Origin of the sequence: Streptosporangium sp. NPDC002524 (assembly GCF_040295985.1) — a bacterium.
Taxonomy (GTDB): Bacteria; Actinomycetota; Actinomycetes; order Streptosporangiales; family Streptosporangiaceae; genus Streptosporangium.
The window spans coordinates 226,924-242,460 of record NZ_JBEOWK010000004.1 but is presented as its reverse complement, the minus strand read 5'-3'; the positions used below and the strand labels follow the sequence as shown (position 1 = coordinate 242,460).

Sequence of the window (15,537 nt, the reverse complement as noted above, 5' to 3'; positions counted from 1 at the left end):
CCGGGCCGCGGCGGTCCGGGTTCCGGGTGGGTCATGGTCGGCCGGGGAGCGGTTCAGGCGTTGGCCGCGGCTATCTCGTCGATGCGGGCGGCGAGGGTGAAGTCGAGCTCCGTCAGGCCGCCCGCGCTGTGCGTGCTGAGCGCCAGGTGGAGGGTGCGCCAGCGGATGTCGATGTCGGGGTGGTGGTCGAGTTGCTCGGCCTCGACCGCGATCTCGTCGACGATGCGGATCGCGGTCGGGAAGTCGGTGGCGTCGATCGTGCGGCGGATCTCGTCGCCCTCGCGCCGCCACTCGGGCAGGCCGGTCAGCCGATCGTCGACCGCGGAGTCGTCAAGCAGGTTCATCCTCCCAGGAGATCATGTCTCCGGCGAAGACGCCAAGCCTGGGCAGGCTTCCGGCGCGCCGGGCCATGGCCATGATGCCCTGGGCCATGGACGTGGCGTGGCTGGCCTGGTCGAGGAGGGGCTCCAGCTCGGGCAGCAGGCCGGGCAGCCGGGCGAGGCTCCACTCGTGCCAGTCCGACAGGCGGGTGCCGCCGCTGTCGGGGTCTTCGGCGCGGTAGGCGGCCAGGACCGGGCACTCCCGGTGGATGCGGAGCAGCCATCTCTCGATGTCGGCGTTGAGGGCGGCGATCCGGGAGGGGGCGGCGTACAGCCAGCCGTCGTCGCCGATGCGGTCGGACTCGCCGGGGGCGGCCGGGTAGGAGCGGACCACCGTGCCGTGCAGGAACAGCCCGCTGGCCACCATCAGCTGGCGGCCCTCGCACCAGTCGAGCGCCCCGCGCAGGGGCACCGGGACGGTGTCGACGATGACCGCGCGCTGGGAGGTGCTGGGCTGCCGGGCGAAGCGTACGTGCACCTCGGCCCACATGTAGTAGCTCGCCTCCCCCGCGCCGAAGAAGGGGAAGGGGAAGTCGGGGTCGTGGTGGGCCATGTGTCGGGTTCTCCGCGGGGAGGGGACAGGAGTCGTTCCGAATATGAACGACTCCCGACGGCACTCCCGGGATTACTCGCCGGAACTCTTAATCTGACCGGATCCGGTCATTTGACGGCGCCGGAGGTGAGACCCGACTGGATCTGGCGCTGGAAGATGATGTAAATGATCATCACGGGGATGATGGCCATGCTCAGCGCGGCGAACAGGCCCGGCCAGTCGGCCTCGTACCCGGCGCTGGTGGAGATGTTGGCGACGCCCTGGGTGATCACCCACTTGTCCTCGACGTTGCCGGAGAGCAGCACGATCGGCAGGAGGTACTGGTTCCACTGACCGAGGATGTTGAAGATCGTGATGCTGATCAGGCCCGGCTTGGCCATCGGCATCATGACCTGGAAGAACGTCCGGGTGTGCGAGCAGCCGTCCATCATCGCCGCCTCGGCCACCGAGGTGGGCAGCGTCTTGAAGAACGCCGACAGGAAGAAGACGGTGAACGGCAGCGAGTAGGCGATGTAGACCAGGATCAGGCCGAGGTGGGTGTCGATCAGGCCCAGGTTCTTCACCACGAAGAACAGCGGGACCAGCGCGAGGAAGACCGGGAACGTCATGCCCGACACGAACAGGAAGTAGACCAGCCTGTTGCCGGGGAAGGTGTAGCGCGCCAGCACGTACGCGGCCATCGAGCCCAGGAGCATGGTGCCCGCCGTGCTGCACGCCACCACGAAGACGGTGTTCAGCATGTACTGGCCGATGTGGGCCTTCTCCCAGGCCCGGCCCCAGGCGTCCCAGCCGAAGGTGGCCGGGAGGGTGATGGCGTCCCCGAAGATCTCGGTGTTGGTCTTGAACGACGACAGGAACGTCCAGACGATCGGGCCGACGATCAGGATCGCCCAGACCAGCAGCGCGACGTGGGACAGCGCGCCGAAGACCCCCAGCGGGTTCTTCGCGCGGCGCCCGACGGGCGCGGGGGCGGCGGGGCGGGTGGCGTCGGGCTTGCGCGCCGTGTCCGTGGCCATCAGAACTCGATCCTCTCGCGCCGGGTCACGCGCAGGGTGAGGGCGGCGAACGTGATGGTCATGAAGAACAGCGCCACGCCCATCGCCGACGCGTAACCGAACTTGGAGAAGTTGAACGCCGTCCGCCAGATCTCCATCGGCAGCACCGTCGTGGAGTTGTCGGGCCCGCCCCGGTCGACCGAGAGGACCTGGACCAGGGCGAAGGCGTCGAACGCGGCGATGCCGAGATAGACCCAGGCGACCTGCATGGTGTCCCACAGCAGCGGGATCGTGATCCTGAAGAACAGGGTGAACCGGCCCGCGCCGTCCAGCGCGGCGGCCTCGAACACGTCCTTGGGGATGGAGGACATTCCCGCCGAGAACAGGACCACGTAGAAGCCGACGGCCTGCCAGACCATCACCGCGATGATCGAGAGCAGGGCGATGTCCGGGTCGATGAGCCAGCCGACCGGGCCGACGCCGACCTTGCCGAGCAGGCCGTTGATCACGCCGGTGCCGTCCGGGCGGTAGATCGCCTGGAAGAGCACGCCGACGATGGCCACGGCCAGGACCTGGGGCAGGAAGAAGATCACACGATAGACCTTCGAGCCCCAGATCCCGGTCATCCGGCCGCCCCGCTGCCCGCCGCTCAGGTTGAGCAGGAAGGCGAAGAACAGGGCGATCACGATCGTGACCAGCGGCATGACAAGCAGCAGAACACCGTGGTGCCGCACCGCGGCCCAGAAGACCTCGTCGTCAAAGAGCCTGGTGAAGTTCTCCAGGCCGATGAACTGAGGGTTCGCCGAGATGCCCTTCCAGTTGGTCATCGAGATGTAGAAAGCCTGGATGTACGGGCTGATCACGAAGACCACGTAGAGGAGGACCGGCGCGGCCAGAAAGCCGACGATGAACGGATACTTGCCCTGCCGCATCGGGAGCTACACCGTCCGGTTCTGCTTGGTGATGGACGAGTCGGACTTGGTCTTGTCGGCGGCCTTCTGCATCTTCTCGCAGAACTCGTCGGCGGAGATGCGGCCGAACATGAGCGCGTTGGTCTGCTTGCGCAGCTCGGTCTCGAACTCCTTGTACCAGTTCTCGAAGCTGCTGAAGGTGACGATGTTCTGGCCCGCGGCGGTCTGCGCGGCGCTGAGGCTCGCGTTGCCGGGCGACAGCTCCAGGCCGTCGGCGGCACCGGTCACGACGGTGATGTTGCCCGACTTCTCGGTGAAGCCCCTCGCGCCCTCCTTGGAGAGCATGATGCGCAGGTACTCCAGGCCGCCCTTGGGGTTCTTGGCCTTGGCGGGGACGATGTAGGCCTCTCCGGCGGCGGCGCGGATGGCCTCGAACGGCATCTTGTCGGCCGCGGTGACGCTGGGGGTGGGCGTCAGCGCGTACTTGAAGGTCTCCGGGGTCTGGGCCTTCTGCTCGTTCTCCAGCCAGGAGCCGGAGGGGTACAGCGCGACCTTGCCCTGGTTCTGGCGGAGCTGCACCTCGGTGTGGATCAGGCCCTCGAAGGACTTGTCCATGTACTTGGCGATCTCGGCCCAGGCTGCGGCGGACTGCTTCATGGCGTCGCGCTGCCAGACACCGTCGACGAGGTTGTCGACGTCGACCAGGATCTGGTTGCCCTCGATCTTCGCGGCGGAGATGAGGATCATCCAGTACGCGTAGTAGGCGGCGTTCTTGCCCGCGTACGCGAAGGGGGTGATCCCGGCGGCCTTGGCCTTCTCGGCGAAGGTCTTGAACTCCTCGAAGGTCTTCGGCGGGGTCCAGCCGTTCTTCTCGAACAGCGCGGAGTCGTACCAGAGGCCGTACGCGGAGAAGACGTAGTTCATCAGGTACGGCTTGCCGCTGATGAGGCCCGACTCGACGGTGCCCGGCGCGACCATGTCGCGCACCTTCTTGCTCGGGTCGTCGATCGAGGGGGCGTCCCACAGCTCGGTGAGCTCCAGGAGCTGGCCCTCCTGCTGCAGGGCTCCGTTGTCCATCAGGTCGGTGCCGGAGTTGGCGATCATGTCGGGGACGTCGCCGCCGGCGAACCGCGGCTGCAGGGTCTGCGCGATCTGCTGGGTGGCGACGTGCTTGACCTTGGCCTGCGGGAACGCCTTCTGGTACAGCGGCTCGTGGACCTCGGTCGCGTAGCTGTCGCCCAGGCCGCCCTTGAAGATGACGACCTCGAGGGGCGCGTCGGCGGCGACGCCGAACGGGTTCGCCGCGGAGACCGCGCCGCCCGCGGAGGGGGCCGCGGAGGCCGGTGCGGCGGGGGCCGCGCCGCCGCCGGTGGCGCAGGCGGTGAGCAGCCCGGCGCCGGGACCGGCGACCAGAGCGGTCATGCCGATCCGGCGGAGCATCTGCCGCCGAGTGATATCTCCGGGCGTACCAGCCGATTTGGACATGTAACCCTCCTGGACGGGGGATCAATTAGGAAAGTTTCCTAAACGTTTGCCCGAAGGTACGTACCCCCGGAGTCCACCGTCAAGAGCTCGTAGCCGGTCTAGACCGAGCCGTGATGTCCTCGCGACATATCCGGTAGAAACCAAACGCCAGGGAAGTGCAATCCAATGACAGAACGGCACACAGTAGCCGATATTTCCCGGCAAACCGTTGACGTACGGTCCATGGGAGGGTAAAGGAACCGTGCTCTCCGGCCATCGTGGATCGACAACCGGTCTAGACCAGATAATGGGGGTTTGCCGCCCAGTACCGCAACCCCCTACTTTTGGGAACATGTTGCTGGCCGAGCAGCGCCGACTGCTGTGTGAGTACGGCCACCGGGCCGCCGCGACCGGGCTGGTCGTCGGAACCGCGGGAAATCTCAGCGTGCGCGCGGGCGACCTGGTCGCCGTGACGCCCAGCGGCGTCTCCCTCGACCGGCTGGAGCCCGAGACCTGCCCGGTCGTCGACATCGAGGGACACCTCGTCGAGGGCGACCTGCGGCCCTCCTCGGAGACCCCCATGCACCTGGCGGTCTATACGACCACCGGCGCGGGCGCCGTCGTGCACACCCACTCCGTCTTCGGCACCGTGGTCGCCACGACCATGAGCGAGCTGCCGCCGATCCACTACAACGTCCTGCTGCTCGGCGGGACCGTCAGGGTCGCCGAGTACGCCACCTACGGCACCCCCGAGCTCGCCGCCTCCGTCAGGACCGCCCTCAAGGACCGGCGGGCCGCGCTGCTGGCCAACCACGGCGGGGTCACGATCGGCGACGACCTGGACGGGGCCTTCGAGGCGACCCGGCTGCTGGAGTGGCTCTGCGAGGTCTACGTACGGGCCAGGAGCGTCGGCGAGCCCCGCGTGCTCACCGAGGAGCAACTCGCCGCGGTGGTCCGGCGCGCCTTCGACCCGCCCGCCTTCCCCCGCCGCGAGGACTGACCACGGCCCGGCCGCCGCCGCCTCCGGCCCGTACGCCACCGGCTCCCCCACCGCCTCGCCGCGCGAACCGGCCGCGGCCCGACCACCCGCCCGCCCGGCGCACCGCCGAACTTCCCGTCGCGAGGACTGACCGCATGCCCCTCCAGCTCACCGGCGCCCCGAGCGATCCGGACCTCATCCGCCTGCCCTGGGACGTCCCGCTGGAGCAGTGGCCCGAGCACCGGCTGGTCTCCCTGCCGCGCGGCATCTCCCGGCACGTGGTGCGCTTCGCCCGCCTGTCGGGCAAGGTGTACGCGATCAAGGAGATCAGCGAGTACTACGCCAAGCGCGAGTACCGCCTGCTGTGGGACCTGAGCCGGATGGACACCCCGTCCGTCGAGCCGGTGGCCGTGGTCACCGGACGGACCGACGCGGACGGCGAGCCGCTCGACTCGGCGCTCGTCACCCAGCACCTGCAGTTCTCCCTGCCCTACCGCGCGGTCATGTCCGGGACGGTCCGGCCGGAGACGCTCAACCGGTTGCTCGACGCCCTGGCCGTGCTGTTCGTGCGGCTGCACATCAGCGGCTTCTACTGGGGCGACTGCTCGCTGTCGAACGTCCTGTTCCGCAGGGACGCGGGCTCCTTCGCCGCCTACCTGGTCGACGCCGAGACCGGCGAGCTGCACCCCATGCTCAGCGAGGGCCAGCGGCTGTACGACATCGACGTCGCGCACACCAACATCTTCGGCGAGATGCTCGACCTGGAGGCGGGCGAGCTGCTGCACCCCTCCATCGACCCCGAGCAGATCGCCGACTCGGTCGTCCGGCGCTACCACCGCCTGTGGGGCGAGCTCACCTCCGACGACATCATCGACGAGGTCGACTGGCACATGATCGACCAGCGGATCCGCCGGCTGAACTCCCTGGGGTTCGACGTCGCGGAGATGATGGTCCGCCGCAAGGCGGGCACCGGGCGGCTGATCGTCCGGCCCAAGGTCGTGGACGCCGGGCACCACCAGCGCAGGCTGCTGCGGCTGACCGGCCTGGACGTGGAGGAGAACCAGGCCAGGCGCCTCCTCAACGACCTCGACTCCTTCCGCGTGTCGCACGGCCTCCGCCACGAGGACGAGGCGATCGTGGCCCACCGCTGGCTCGCCGAGGTCTTCCAGCCCACGGTGCTGGCCGTGCCCCAGGAGCTGCGGGGCAAGCTGGAGCCCGCCCAGTTCTTCCACGAGGTGCTCGACCACCGCTGGTACATGTCGGAGGAGGCCGGGAACGACGTCGGGCTGCCCGCCGCGGTGAATTCCTATGTGAAGAACATTCTTGTTTTCAAGCCGGACGAAGAGGCACTCATCACCGACGACCCAACGGGTTGATTTCCACCCGGGGTGTATTACTTCCCACTCGGTTGGAGAATCGTATGCCTTCTCCTATCAAAGCCCTAGTCAGGAAGGTCGGTTCCCGAGCGTTTTCCCTACGCTGACCGGGCGACGCCTGAAGTCGCCGGCAAGGGAGAGCACGTGCTCGGAATAGAAGACTGCCTCACCGAGGTGATGGCCATCCCCGGCGCCCTGGACGCGATCCTCATCGATCAGACCAGCGGGACCGCGGTGGCCACCGGCGGTGTGAGCCGCCACGCCGACGTGGAGAGGTCGGCCGCGGGGCTGAGCGAGACCCTGCGCGCGACGCTCGACGGGCTCGTCCTCACCTCGCCCGGCGGTACGGTCCGGATCAACGACATGATCATCACCACGGACGGCGGCCACCATCTGCTGCGGCCACTGGAAACGCCTTTCGACGGCCCCCTGGTCGTTTACGTCAGGCTCGATCTCGAACGCTCGAACCTGGCACTCGCCCGCCACCGCCTCCAGGCCCTTTCCGGCCGCCTGATGTCGACGTGAGACATGCCAAGCGTCGGGAACATCCTCAGCGGGCTCGCCGGCGACCACGCCACCGGCTCCCTGCGGCTCGGCAAGGCGGGGGTCATCTACCTCACCGACGGCCGGGTGACCTACGCCGAGAGCGCGGCCGCCCCCCGGCTGGAGGACCTGCTCGCCGCCCGCCGGGGGATATCCGCCCACGCCGTACGGCAGGCCAGGCAGGCCGCCTCCCGTCAGCAACCCGGCTCGCGGCCGTCGGGAGGTGAGCGGCTGGTCGCGCAGGGCCTGCTCACCAGGGGGGAGCTGGAGTTCTGCGTGCTGAGCACGGTGCTCGACGCCGCGTACTTCCTGCTGCGGGCCACCGGGCACCGGCCCAGGTTCCGGCGGGGAGAGCGGCACTGGCTCGGACCTCAGTGGTACTTCGACGCGACCGGCCTGCTCCGGGAGTGCGAGCGGAGGAGGGCGCAGTTGGAACAGACCTGGCCGTCCGCGGAGCTGGACACGCTCCCGGTCGTCCCGCTGGCGCGCATCGGCGCCCAGCGGGTGGTGCTGAGCTCGCTCCAGTGGGAGGTGCTGGTCGGCGCCGACTCCACGGCCACCCCGGCCGAGCTGGCGCGCAAGCTGGGCCGTCCCGCGTACTCGGTGCTGCTCGCCGTACGGCAGCTCGCCTCGTCCGGGCTGCTCCGCGTCCCGGAGCCCGGTCCGGCCGAGGTTCTCGGGGCTCCGGAGACCCCCGAGGCCCTTGAGGCTCCCGCGCCACCGGACCCGCTGCCCAGGCGGACGAGGGGCGCCACGGAGATCCCGGCGGCCGGTACGGGCTCCTCCGAGACGCGGGAGTGGCTCCCCAGGGCGAACGGGGACCCGTCCGACGTCAACCTGCTCATCCGGCTCAGGAACGCATTGGAGGCCATGACTTGAGCGACTTGAGCGACTTGAGCCCGGTCACATGCCGATAAGGCTGCGGACGCCGAAGCTGATCGGAAGGAGGATGCCGGTGGAACTGCGCGAGGAGATCCGGCGCGAGATGGCGGCGCTGCGAGAACGCGTACCCGACGTGAACGGGAGCATCGCGTGCAGCGTCGACGGTCTGACGATAGCGAGCGACCTGGAGAGGGACAGCGAGCAGACCGGCGCGCTCTCCTCCGCGGTGCTGGCCCTCAGCCGCCGGATGACGAGCATGGCCGGCAAGGGCACCTTCGAGGAGACGCTGATCTCCGGCACCAACGGCTACGCGGCGTTCTACGCCGCCGGACCCAAGATCGTCCTCACGGTCCTGGCGCGCCCGGGGACCAACCTCGGGCTGCTCCGGATCGAGGGCCGCAAGACGGCGGCGAGGCTGGCCGCCGTCAGCTCACGCGTATCGACACCCCAGTGATCGGAGACAGCAATGGGCAACATGGACGTCTCGCTCAAGGAGATGATGACGATCGACGGCGCCATCGGCGCGGTCGTCGTCGACTACAACAGCGGGATGGCGCTGGGCGCGCTCGGCGGGTCCAAGGACCTCGACCTGCAGGTCGCGGCGGCGGGTAACACCGAGGTCGTCAAGGCCAAGCTGCGGACCATGGAGTCGCTCGGCCTCAAGGACGGCATCGAGGACATCCTCATCACGCTCGGCACGCAGTACCACATCATCCGCCCGATCTCGGGCCGGAGCGGCAAAGGGCTGTTCCTCTACCTGGCTCTCGACCGGAACCGGGCCAACCTCGCGCTCGCGCGGCACGTCCTGCGCGGCATCGAGGAGAAGCTCGAAGTGTGATCCTCCGGTGCGGCCCGCGCCCCGGGAGGCACGGACCGCACCGGAGCCCTCCCGGAGCCTTGCGGGCTTCATCCCGAAGCCTTCACCGAGTCTCCCCGGGCCTCCCGAAGTCTTCTTGGAGCAGCTCTCTTGGAGCAGCCCTCGCCGAGCCTTCCCGGAGCCCTCCCGGCGCTTTACCGGAGAGGCCGGGGAGAGCGGGGCGTGCCGGAGGTCACCGCCCGGAGTCCGCGGCGGCGGTGAGCTCGTCGATCGCGTCGACGACGGCGGGCCAGAGCTCGGCGGGCAGGTCGTGCCCCATGCCGGGGAAGGTGATCAGCCGGGCGCCGGGGATCGCGTCGGCCGTGGCGATCCCGGCGGGCAGCGGGACGAGCGGGTCGTCCTCCCCGTGCAGCACGAGAGCCGGGACCGCGAGCTCCTTGAGCCGGGGCGCGCGGTCGCCGGAGGCCATGATCGCGGCCACCTGCCTCGCCGTGCCCGCCGGGTCGTACGACCGGTCGTAGCCCAGCCCGGCGATCTCGGCGTTCCACTCCCGGTCGAACGGGTAGCCGGGCGAGCCGACGGCCGCGCAGTTGTCGAGGGCCCGCCGGATCGCGCTCTCGCGGTCGGGCGTGAAGGCCGGCATGAGCACGTCCGGATCGGTCAGCAGGGCGGCCCGCGGGCTCGGGGTGGACATGATCGAGGTGAGGCTGCGCACCCGGCGCGGATGGCGGATCGCGAGTGACTGCGCGATCATCCCGCCCATCGAGAGGCCGATCACGTGGGCCGTGTCCCAGCCGAGCGCGTCGAGCAGCCCGGCGGAGTCGTCGGCCATGTCGTCCAGCAGGTAGGGGACCTCCCCGCTCCCGTCCAGGGCGGGCGTCCCCGCCTCGTTCAGGTGGGTGCTCTCGCCGCTGTCGCGGTTGTCGAAACGCACCACGTGGTACCCGCGGTCCGCGAGCAGCGCGCAGAACCTCTCGTCCCACTGGATCATCTGGCAGCCGAGGCCCGTGATCAGCAGGAGGGGGCGGCCTCCCGGAGAGCCGAAGGTTTCGTAGGCGATCTCGATGCCGTTCGCCGGGGCCCGCAGAGTCATGGCGCTCCTACCGTCCTTGCTGGTTCCGCGGGACAGAATGCCATTCGGGGGAAAGCGGGTCACCGGCGGGGTGGGCTCCGGGGGGAGAACCTCGGCCGGGGGCCCCGCCGGACGGGAGCCCGGTGGGCCGGGTCTCCGCGGAAGGAAGGCCGGGAGCCGGGGAAGCTCCGGCCAGGGGGTTCCGGCCAGGGGGTTCCGTTCAGGCGAGAGCCTGGTGGGCCTGGTCCCCGTAGGAGGGAGGCCGGGAGCGGGGAGGCCCCGGCTCAGCCCTTCCCGGCTCAGCTCTTTCCGGCGCCGATCGCGGCGGCTCGGGCGCCGGCGGCGGCCGCGTCGGCCTGCGCGTGCCAGGAGGCGGGCTCGACCATGACCTTGGGCTTGCCGGCCCACGGCCGGGCCGCGGCGCTCGCCAGCTGGGTCTGCACGCCGATCCCCAGTTCCTGGGCCTTGGCGAAGACGACCGTCGGGGGCTTGGCCGGGCTGGTGTCCCTGCGGCTCCAGGCACCGGTGGAGAACGCGACGGGGTGGTTCTTGATCCCCGTACCGCCACCCCACTTGGTGACCACGTACTTGATGTCGATGTGGCCCATGCCGCCGTTGCCGTCCACGCCGAGCGTGCCGGCGTTGAACGTTCCACCGGTCAGGTCGGCGAAGGTCTTGGCGTCGATGTCGATCATGATGCCCTGGTTCGAGGGGGAGCCCGGACCGCGGTCGCCGACGAAGAACTTGGCCTTCTTGCCCTTGTAGATGATGTAGCCCTCGGTGAGCAGGGGCCAGCTCGGGCTGGCGATCATGCCCTTCTGCATCGGCCTGCCGCTGGCGGGCAGCCCGGTGTCACCGGCCCGGCCGGAGGAGTCGTCCCAGAAGTAGGAGGCCGTGGTCGCGCCCTGGAGGAGGACGGTCTCGGCACTGGCCTTCGCCACGCCGACCTCGGGGTCGGCGGTGGCGGCGAAGCAGGGAGTGGCGGGCAGCGCCAGGGCGACACCGGCGGAGGCGAGGACGCTCGCACCGATCAGGGCGGCGGCCGCGAGACGCTTGCCGCGAGGATTGTCGTTCTGCCAGGTGGACTTGCTCAGGCCGTTCTTGTGCATACCAAAGATGGGGCGCATGGAGAAAAGGCTCTTTCGCGAGGGAACGGGGCAGCCGTGTGCGACACACCGAAGGGGGTGCACTGGCGGGGACGCGCTCGTCGGAAAAGGGGGCGTAGCCGGAATCTCAGGCAATCGCTACGCGGAGCACGATCTGGAGGACGCCGCGATCGGGGCGGCGAGAGGGTCGGGGGGACGGGGGATGTCGGGGGGCGGAAAAGTCAGGTGGCCGGCACGAACACGGGGTACACCGACGTGGTGACGCGGTGATCCATGAGGGGATCTCCTCTCCATCTCGTCTACCGGGTTAGCTGACGGGTTCGGGCGGTGGAGTTGCCCTACCGCCGCGCTGTCGCGGCGGATTCACCCCGGAAAAGTGGTTCCCCGGCTCCGGAGCCCGTACGGGCTCTCGGGATTCGACGTCGGCCGGCCGCTCCCTCTTGTGAAGGGCAGGTCGCCTACCGATAACTGTGGACACTACCTACCAAAACCGGACAAAGCAAAGCAAACACCATGAAAACCCCAGAAGATCTACCTAGTACCTTCAAGGAAGCCTCATCGATCGCCACGCCAGGCCAACACCCGTCCTACCAGCACGGATGTCTCTCCCATTTCGGGAACAGCCCCCGGAACCCCGTCTCAGGCCCTGTTTCCGGACTCCGTCCCGGCCCTCACGCCCGGGGGTCCGTACAGGGGAATCCCCACCCGGAGGTCCGTACGGAGAAATCCACGCCCGCGGCTCGACCTCGCCCGGCCGGTCCCGTTCCGGGAACCTCGCCCGAAGGCCTCGCGAGCCGGCTGCGGCCCGCCGGCCCCCCGCCCCGCTCAGTCCCACCAGAACGACCAGGCGTTCCTGCCCTTGATCTGCTCGGCGTAGCCGATGAGGTTCCCCGCCCCCTGGATGATGCTGTCGGGGCAGAACGTCCAGTGCTCCGCGGCGACGTGCAGGGCGTGCTCCGAGGTCGTCGGGGGCGCGGCGACGCTGAGGTCGAGGGTGTTGAAGCCCATCCCGACCACCCGCACCCCGAACCTGTCCTCCCAGCTCCGTACGACGGCCGCGAGCGGGACCATCCACTCGTTGTGGTTCAGGGCGCCCTGCCAGCCCATGACGGCGAGGGCGTCGGCCCCGCGCTCGACCGCGACGAGCCCGAGCGGGGTCCTGCGCTCGGCCACCAGACCGGCGTACCAGTCGGCGACCACGCCGGGATCGGCGGCGAGCCTGCCCGAGGGGGCCGGGCCGGGACACTCGGGGCCAAAGGGGTCGAGGAGCTCCAGCTGGTCGAGGTTAGCCTTGGCGATCCAGTCGGACCACACCTCGGCCATGAACGCGGCGGCGTGGTAGTTGTCGATCTGACCGGCCGTGTCCGGGGCGATCTGACCGGCCGACCAGGGCTGGACGGAGTCCTCCAGCAGCACCGGCCACAGGCCCGACCGCTCGTGCTGGGCCCTCAACCGGGCCCAGTACTCGCCGGAGACCGCCACCTCGCTGAGCCAGAACGCCGGACGGCGACGGACGGCGAGCTGAGCGTAACCGGGGTCGGGCCACACCACGTCCCCCGGCGGCAGCTCCACCGAGAGCCTCCTGCCCGCGCCCTTCCCGGCCCCGTCGCCGTCCTCGCCCCCGTCGGCTCCCCCGGCCCCGTCGGCTCCGTCGGCGAACAGCTGGCCCAGAACTGGCGGAAGTCGCTCACTCTCGCAATCGCTCATCTCTACCGATCCGATCCTGACCACGGACCAATTTTGGCCTGTCAACCGCCCCAAGGGACAGTTCTGCCCTGGTCCAGGCAAAAATTATCGGTATCGCGGAGAACGGAACCGGGTGGGTGTCCGTCCTCCACCGCCCCACCCGGCCGCCCGGCCGCCGCTCCGCACCGGGGCGCGCACCCGGCGAGAGGCCTGCGAGATCGCGCCCGCCACTCCCCCCCGCCAGGACCTTCACCCGCCGACGACGGGTCCCCGGAAGCCTCCCCGTTACCGGGGGCGGGCCACCGGTTTGTTGTGCAGTGCAGAACGTTGTGCTGCAAAGTGGCCACAGGGCGGCGGACTCGCCTACCTTGACCAGGTATTCGATTGCCGGATCACAATGGGAAGCCTCGATGAGTGAGCCCGCTCCCGAACGCAACCAGTCGGCCTCGCTCCGACGCGCCCTCGCCGTCCTCGCGCACGTGCGCGACCACGCGGGCGCGGGCCACGGCCTGTCGCTCACCCGGCTCGCCGAGGCGCTCGGCCTGTCCAAGAGCACGGTGCTCCGGCTGACCGCCCCGCTCATCGAGGCCAGGCTCCTGGAGCGCGACCGCAGGAGCGGCGCGTACCGGCTGGGCAGCGGCGCCCTGCACCTCGGGCAGGCCTACCTGTCCACCCTCGACCTGCGGACGGTCGCCGCCGAGGAGTCGCACCGCCTGATGGCGGAGGTCAGGGAGACCGTCCACCTCGTGGTCTACGACCCGCCCGACGTGGTCTACATCGACAAGGTCGAGAACGAGACCAACGTGCGCATGGCCTCGCGCATCGGCAGCCGCAACCCCGTCTACCGCACCGCCGTGGGCAAGGCGATCCTCGCCTGGCAGCCGGAGGAGGCCGTCGAGGAGATCGTGGCCGCCGGGATGCCGCACGTCACCCGGTACACCATCACCGACGGCGCGCGCCTGCGCGCCGAGCTGGGCCGGATCCGGCAGCGGGGCTACTCGGTCGACGACCGGGAGAACGAGCCCGAGGTGCGCTGCGTCGCGGCGCCGATCTTCAACCACAACGACGTCGCCACCTCGGCGATCTCCATCTCGGGCCTCACCTCCCGGATCACCGCCGCGCGGGTGCGAGACCTGGGCCCCCTGGTGGCCGAGGCGGCCCTGCGCATCTCCAGAAAGCTCGGGTCGACCCGATGATCGACGAAATCCACCCGCCGACTCCCTAAGGACCCGTTTTCCATGACTGATCTGGTAACGCTCGGTGAGAGCATGGCGCTGTTCAGCGCGCGGCGCACCGGCCCGCTCAGGCACGCCCGCGACTTCGGGCTCGGCGTGGGCGGCGCGGAGTCGAACGTGGCCATCGGCGTCACCCGCCTCGGCGGGCGCGCGGCCTGGATCGGCAGGGTGGGCGCCGACGAGTTCGGCGAGCTGCTGCGTTCGACACTGGCCGGTGAGGGCGTCGACGTGCGCGGGATGCGGGTCGACCCCGGGGCGCCCACCGGCCTGATGATCAAGAGCAGGCGCACGGCCGAGATGGTCGACGTGCGCTACTACCGCTCGGCGAGCGCCGGATCCCGGCTGCGCCCCTCCGACCTGGACGTCTCGCTGATCCGCTCGGCGCGCGTGCTGCACGTCACGGGCATCACGCTCGCGCTGTCGGCCTCCGCGGCCGAGGCGGTGCGGGCCGCGATCGCCGAGGCCCGCGACGCGGGCGCGATCGTGTCGATGGACATCAACTACCGTCGCGCCCTGTGGACGCCCGCCGAGGCGTCCGCCGCGCTGCGGGAGGTCGTGGCCTCCGTGGACGTCCTGTTCGCGACCGAGCCCGAGGCCCGGCTGATCGTCGAGGGCGACGACCCGCTCACCCTGGCCGGGGCCCTGTCGGCCCTCGGCCCGCGCCACGTCCTCATCAAGCGCGGCGCCCTCGGCGCGATCGAGCTCTCCGACGGCGCCGTACGGCACGCGGAGCCCTACCGGGTCGTCGAGCTCGACCCGGTGGGCGCCGGGGACGCCTTCGCCGCGGGCTGGATCGCCGAGACCCTCGCCGGGGCGACCTCCGAGCGGCGGCTGGCCACGGCCTGCGCGGCGGGGGCCTTCGCCGTCACCGCCGACGGCGACTGGGAGAGCCTGCCCCGCCGCGCCGACCTGGACCTGCTGCGCCCGGCCGACGCGGTCGACACGGTGGACGCGGTCAGCCGCTGACCCGGTGACCCGCTGGCCCGGGGCCCGGTGGCTCGCTGGCTCGCTGGCCTGCTGACTCGCTGACTCGCTGGCTCGCTGGCCCGCTGGCCCGGTGACCCGGTGACCCGGTGACTCGGTGGCCCGCTAGCCCGCTGGCCCGGTGACCTGCTGGCCTGCTGGCCCGCTGGCCCGCTGGCCCGCTACGGCTCGAAGAGGACCAGGGGGTGGCGGCGCACCATTTCCAGAACCGCTCGGCACACCTCTCCCGCCCGGGGGAAGACCGCGCTCATCAAGACGAAGTCCTCCCCCACGGTGAGCGGTTCGGACCACGGCGAGGCGCCGTAGTTCTCGGCGGTCAGGTCCGGGAAGAGCGCCGTCAGCTCCTCGTAGAAGGCCGCCACCTCCGGGCGCGGCTCGCCGGGGGCGGCGCCGCTCGCGTCCCAGACGAGATAGCGGTGAAGGGCCTCCCGCGCGGTGAGCGGTTCGGCTCCGAACCAGACTCCGAGATCAAAGCTCACACCACATCCCCGTCATCCCCGTCATCGTCGTCCTCATCCCGGTCGTCCGGCTGTCGGATACTACGGGTCCGGCGA

The 15,537-nt window shown here is 70.1% G+C and carries 17 protein-coding genes and 1 riboswitch; of the genes, 8 read left to right on the top strand and 9 right to left on the bottom strand.

Annotated elements, in window-relative coordinates; all coding sequences use genetic code 11:
* Window positions 1-53: 53 nt before the first annotated feature.
* From ABT053_RS08170 to ngcE, 5 genes are all read right to left on the bottom strand, one after another.
* The gene (locus ABT053_RS08170; RefSeq protein ID WP_350968182.1) at window positions 54-344 is read right to left on the bottom strand and encodes a 4a-hydroxytetrahydrobiopterin dehydratase; all 291 of its coding nucleotides are present in this window, start codon (window positions 342-344) and stop codon (window positions 54-56) included.
* Window positions 331-933: a hypothetical protein gene (locus ABT053_RS08165; RefSeq protein ID WP_350968181.1), complete on the bottom strand. Its 603-nt coding sequence runs from the start codon at window positions 931-933 to the stop codon at window positions 331-333. The genes ABT053_RS08170 and ABT053_RS08165 overlap by 14 nt, the downstream gene beginning before the upstream one ends.
* A 107-nt stretch (window positions 934-1,040) precedes the next feature.
* Window positions 1,041-1,949 (bottom strand): carbohydrate ABC transporter permease, encoded by a 909-nt coding sequence (locus ABT053_RS08160; RefSeq protein WP_350968180.1) that lies wholly within the window; start codon window positions 1,947-1,949, stop codon window positions 1,041-1,043.
* Window positions 1,949-2,860, bottom strand: coding sequence for a carbohydrate ABC transporter permease (locus ABT053_RS08155; protein ID WP_350968179.1), 912 nt, complete (start codon window positions 2,858-2,860; stop codon window positions 1,949-1,951). The genes ABT053_RS08160 and ABT053_RS08155 overlap by 1 nt, the downstream gene beginning before the upstream one ends.
* A gap of 6 nt (window positions 2,861-2,866) precedes the next feature.
* Window positions 2,867-4,324, bottom strand: coding sequence for an N-acetylglucosamine/diacetylchitobiose ABC transporter substrate-binding protein (gene ngcE / locus ABT053_RS08150; RefSeq protein WP_350968178.1), 1,458 nt, complete (start codon window positions 4,322-4,324; stop codon window positions 2,867-2,869).
* A gap of 331 nt (window positions 4,325-4,655) precedes the next feature.
* Between ngcE and ABT053_RS08145 the strand changes: the two genes are divergently transcribed.
* From ABT053_RS08145 to ABT053_RS08120, 6 genes are all read left to right on the top strand, one after another.
* Entirely contained in the window at window positions 4,656-5,303 is a 648-nt protein-coding gene (locus tag ABT053_RS08145; protein WP_350968177.1) for a class II aldolase/adducin family protein, read from the top strand.
* Window positions 5,304-5,437: 134 nt separating this feature from the next.
* The gene (locus tag ABT053_RS08140; RefSeq protein ID WP_350968176.1) at window positions 5,438-6,658 is read left to right on the top strand and encodes a DUF4032 domain-containing protein; all 1,221 of its coding nucleotides are present in this window, start codon (window positions 5,438-5,440) and stop codon (window positions 6,656-6,658) included.
* A gap of 144 nt (window positions 6,659-6,802) precedes the next feature.
* Window positions 6,803-7,183 (top strand): roadblock/LC7 domain-containing protein, encoded by a 381-nt coding sequence (locus ABT053_RS08135; protein ID WP_350968175.1) that lies wholly within the window; start codon window positions 6,803-6,805, stop codon window positions 7,181-7,183.
* A 3-nt stretch (window positions 7,184-7,186) separates the two neighbouring features.
* On the top strand, window positions 7,187-8,080 hold the full coding sequence (locus ABT053_RS08130; RefSeq protein WP_350968174.1) for a hypothetical protein: 894 nt from the start codon (window positions 7,187-7,189) through the stop codon (window positions 8,078-8,080).
* A gap of 76 nt (window positions 8,081-8,156) precedes the next feature.
* Window positions 8,157-8,537, top strand: a complete 381-nt coding sequence (locus tag ABT053_RS08125; protein ID WP_350968173.1) for a roadblock/LC7 domain-containing protein — start codon at window positions 8,157-8,159, stop codon at window positions 8,535-8,537.
* 12 nt (window positions 8,538-8,549) lie between these two features.
* On the top strand, window positions 8,550-8,921 hold the full coding sequence (locus tag ABT053_RS08120; protein ID WP_350968172.1) for a hypothetical protein: 372 nt from the start codon (window positions 8,550-8,552) through the stop codon (window positions 8,919-8,921).
* Window positions 8,922-9,132: 211 nt separating this feature from the next.
* On the opposite strand, the gene ABT053_RS08115 is transcribed toward ABT053_RS08120, so the two are convergent.
* The 3 genes from ABT053_RS08115 to ABT053_RS08105 all read right to left on the bottom strand — a co-directional run bounded on the left by ABT053_RS08115 (window position 9,133) and on the right by ABT053_RS08105 (window position 12,785).
* Complete coding sequence (locus ABT053_RS08115; RefSeq protein ID WP_350968171.1) at window positions 9,133-9,993, bottom strand: alpha/beta fold hydrolase; 861 nt, start codon at window positions 9,991-9,993, stop codon at window positions 9,133-9,135.
* Between the two features lie 278 nt (window positions 9,994-10,271).
* Window positions 10,272-11,081, bottom strand: coding sequence for a hypothetical protein (locus ABT053_RS08110; RefSeq protein ID WP_350968170.1), 810 nt, complete (start codon window positions 11,079-11,081; stop codon window positions 10,272-10,274).
* A 278-nt stretch (window positions 11,082-11,359) separates the two neighbouring features.
* Window positions 11,360-11,510: riboswitch (cyclic di-AMP (ydaO/yuaA leader) on the bottom strand.
* Between the two features lie 393 nt (window positions 11,511-11,903).
* The gene (locus tag ABT053_RS08105) at window positions 11,904-12,785 is read right to left on the bottom strand and encodes a DUF4253 domain-containing protein (protein ID WP_350968169.1); all 882 of its coding nucleotides are present in this window, start codon (window positions 12,783-12,785) and stop codon (window positions 11,904-11,906) included.
* Window positions 12,786-13,174: 389 nt separating this feature from the next.
* Here ABT053_RS08105 and ABT053_RS08100 point away from each other — a divergent pair, with 389 nt between their 5' ends.
* Both ABT053_RS08100 and ABT053_RS08095 read left to right on the top strand, forming a co-directional pair.
* On the top strand, window positions 13,175-13,960 hold the full coding sequence (locus ABT053_RS08100) for an IclR family transcriptional regulator (RefSeq protein ID WP_350968168.1): 786 nt from the start codon (window positions 13,175-13,177) through the stop codon (window positions 13,958-13,960).
* 42 nt (window positions 13,961-14,002) lie between these two features.
* A complete protein-coding gene (locus tag ABT053_RS08095; RefSeq protein ID WP_350968167.1) occupies window positions 14,003-14,965 on the top strand; it encodes a sugar kinase in 963 nt (320 codons plus the stop codon).
* Between the two features lie 179 nt (window positions 14,966-15,144).
* Here the strand turns inward: ABT053_RS08095 and ABT053_RS08090 are convergent, their stop codons facing one another.
* A complete protein-coding gene (locus ABT053_RS08090) occupies window positions 15,145-15,462 on the bottom strand; it encodes a hypothetical protein (RefSeq protein WP_350968166.1) in 318 nt (105 codons plus the stop codon).
* Between the last annotated feature and the right edge of the window lie 75 nt (window positions 15,463-15,537).

Excerpts from the sequence above, each read along its gene's own strand:
- ABT053_RS08170 (WP_350968182.1), bottom strand. The coding sequence starts at position 344 with ATGAACCTGCTTGACGACTCCGCGGTCGACGATCGGCTGACCGGCCTG.
- ABT053_RS08165 (WP_350968181.1), bottom strand. The coding sequence starts at position 933 with ATGGCCCACCACGACCCCGACTTCCCCTTCCCCTTCTTCGGCGCGGGG.
- ABT053_RS08160 (WP_350968180.1), bottom strand. The coding sequence starts at position 1,949 with ATGGCCACGGACACGGCGCGCAAGCCCGACGCCACCCGCCCCGCCGCC.
- ABT053_RS08155 (WP_350968179.1), bottom strand. The coding sequence starts at position 2,860 with ATGCGGCAGGGCAAGTATCCGTTCATCGTCGGCTTTCTGGCCGCGCCG.
- ngcE (WP_350968178.1), bottom strand. The coding sequence starts at position 4,324 with ATGTCCAAATCGGCTGGTACGCCCGGAGATATCACTCGGCGGCAGATG.
- ABT053_RS08145 (WP_350968177.1), top strand. The coding sequence starts at position 4,656 with ATGTTGCTGGCCGAGCAGCGCCGACTGCTGTGTGAGTACGGCCACCGG.
- ABT053_RS08140 (WP_350968176.1), top strand. The coding sequence starts at position 5,438 with ATGCCCCTCCAGCTCACCGGCGCCCCGAGCGATCCGGACCTCATCCGC.
- ABT053_RS08130 (WP_350968174.1), top strand. The coding sequence starts at position 7,187 with ATGCCAAGCGTCGGGAACATCCTCAGCGGGCTCGCCGGCGACCACGCC.
- ABT053_RS08120 (WP_350968172.1), top strand. The coding sequence starts at position 8,550 with ATGGGCAACATGGACGTCTCGCTCAAGGAGATGATGACGATCGACGGC.
- ABT053_RS08115 (WP_350968171.1), bottom strand. The coding sequence starts at position 9,993 with ATGACTCTGCGGGCCCCGGCGAACGGCATCGAGATCGCCTACGAAACC.
- ABT053_RS08110 (WP_350968170.1), bottom strand. The coding sequence starts at position 11,081 with ATGCACAAGAACGGCCTGAGCAAGTCCACCTGGCAGAACGACAATCCT.
- ABT053_RS08105 (WP_350968169.1), bottom strand. The coding sequence starts at position 12,785 with ATGAGCGATTGCGAGAGTGAGCGACTTCCGCCAGTTCTGGGCCAGCTG.
- ABT053_RS08100 (WP_350968168.1), top strand. The coding sequence starts at position 13,175 with ATGAGTGAGCCCGCTCCCGAACGCAACCAGTCGGCCTCGCTCCGACGC.
- ABT053_RS08095 (WP_350968167.1), top strand. The coding sequence starts at position 14,003 with ATGACTGATCTGGTAACGCTCGGTGAGAGCATGGCGCTGTTCAGCGCG.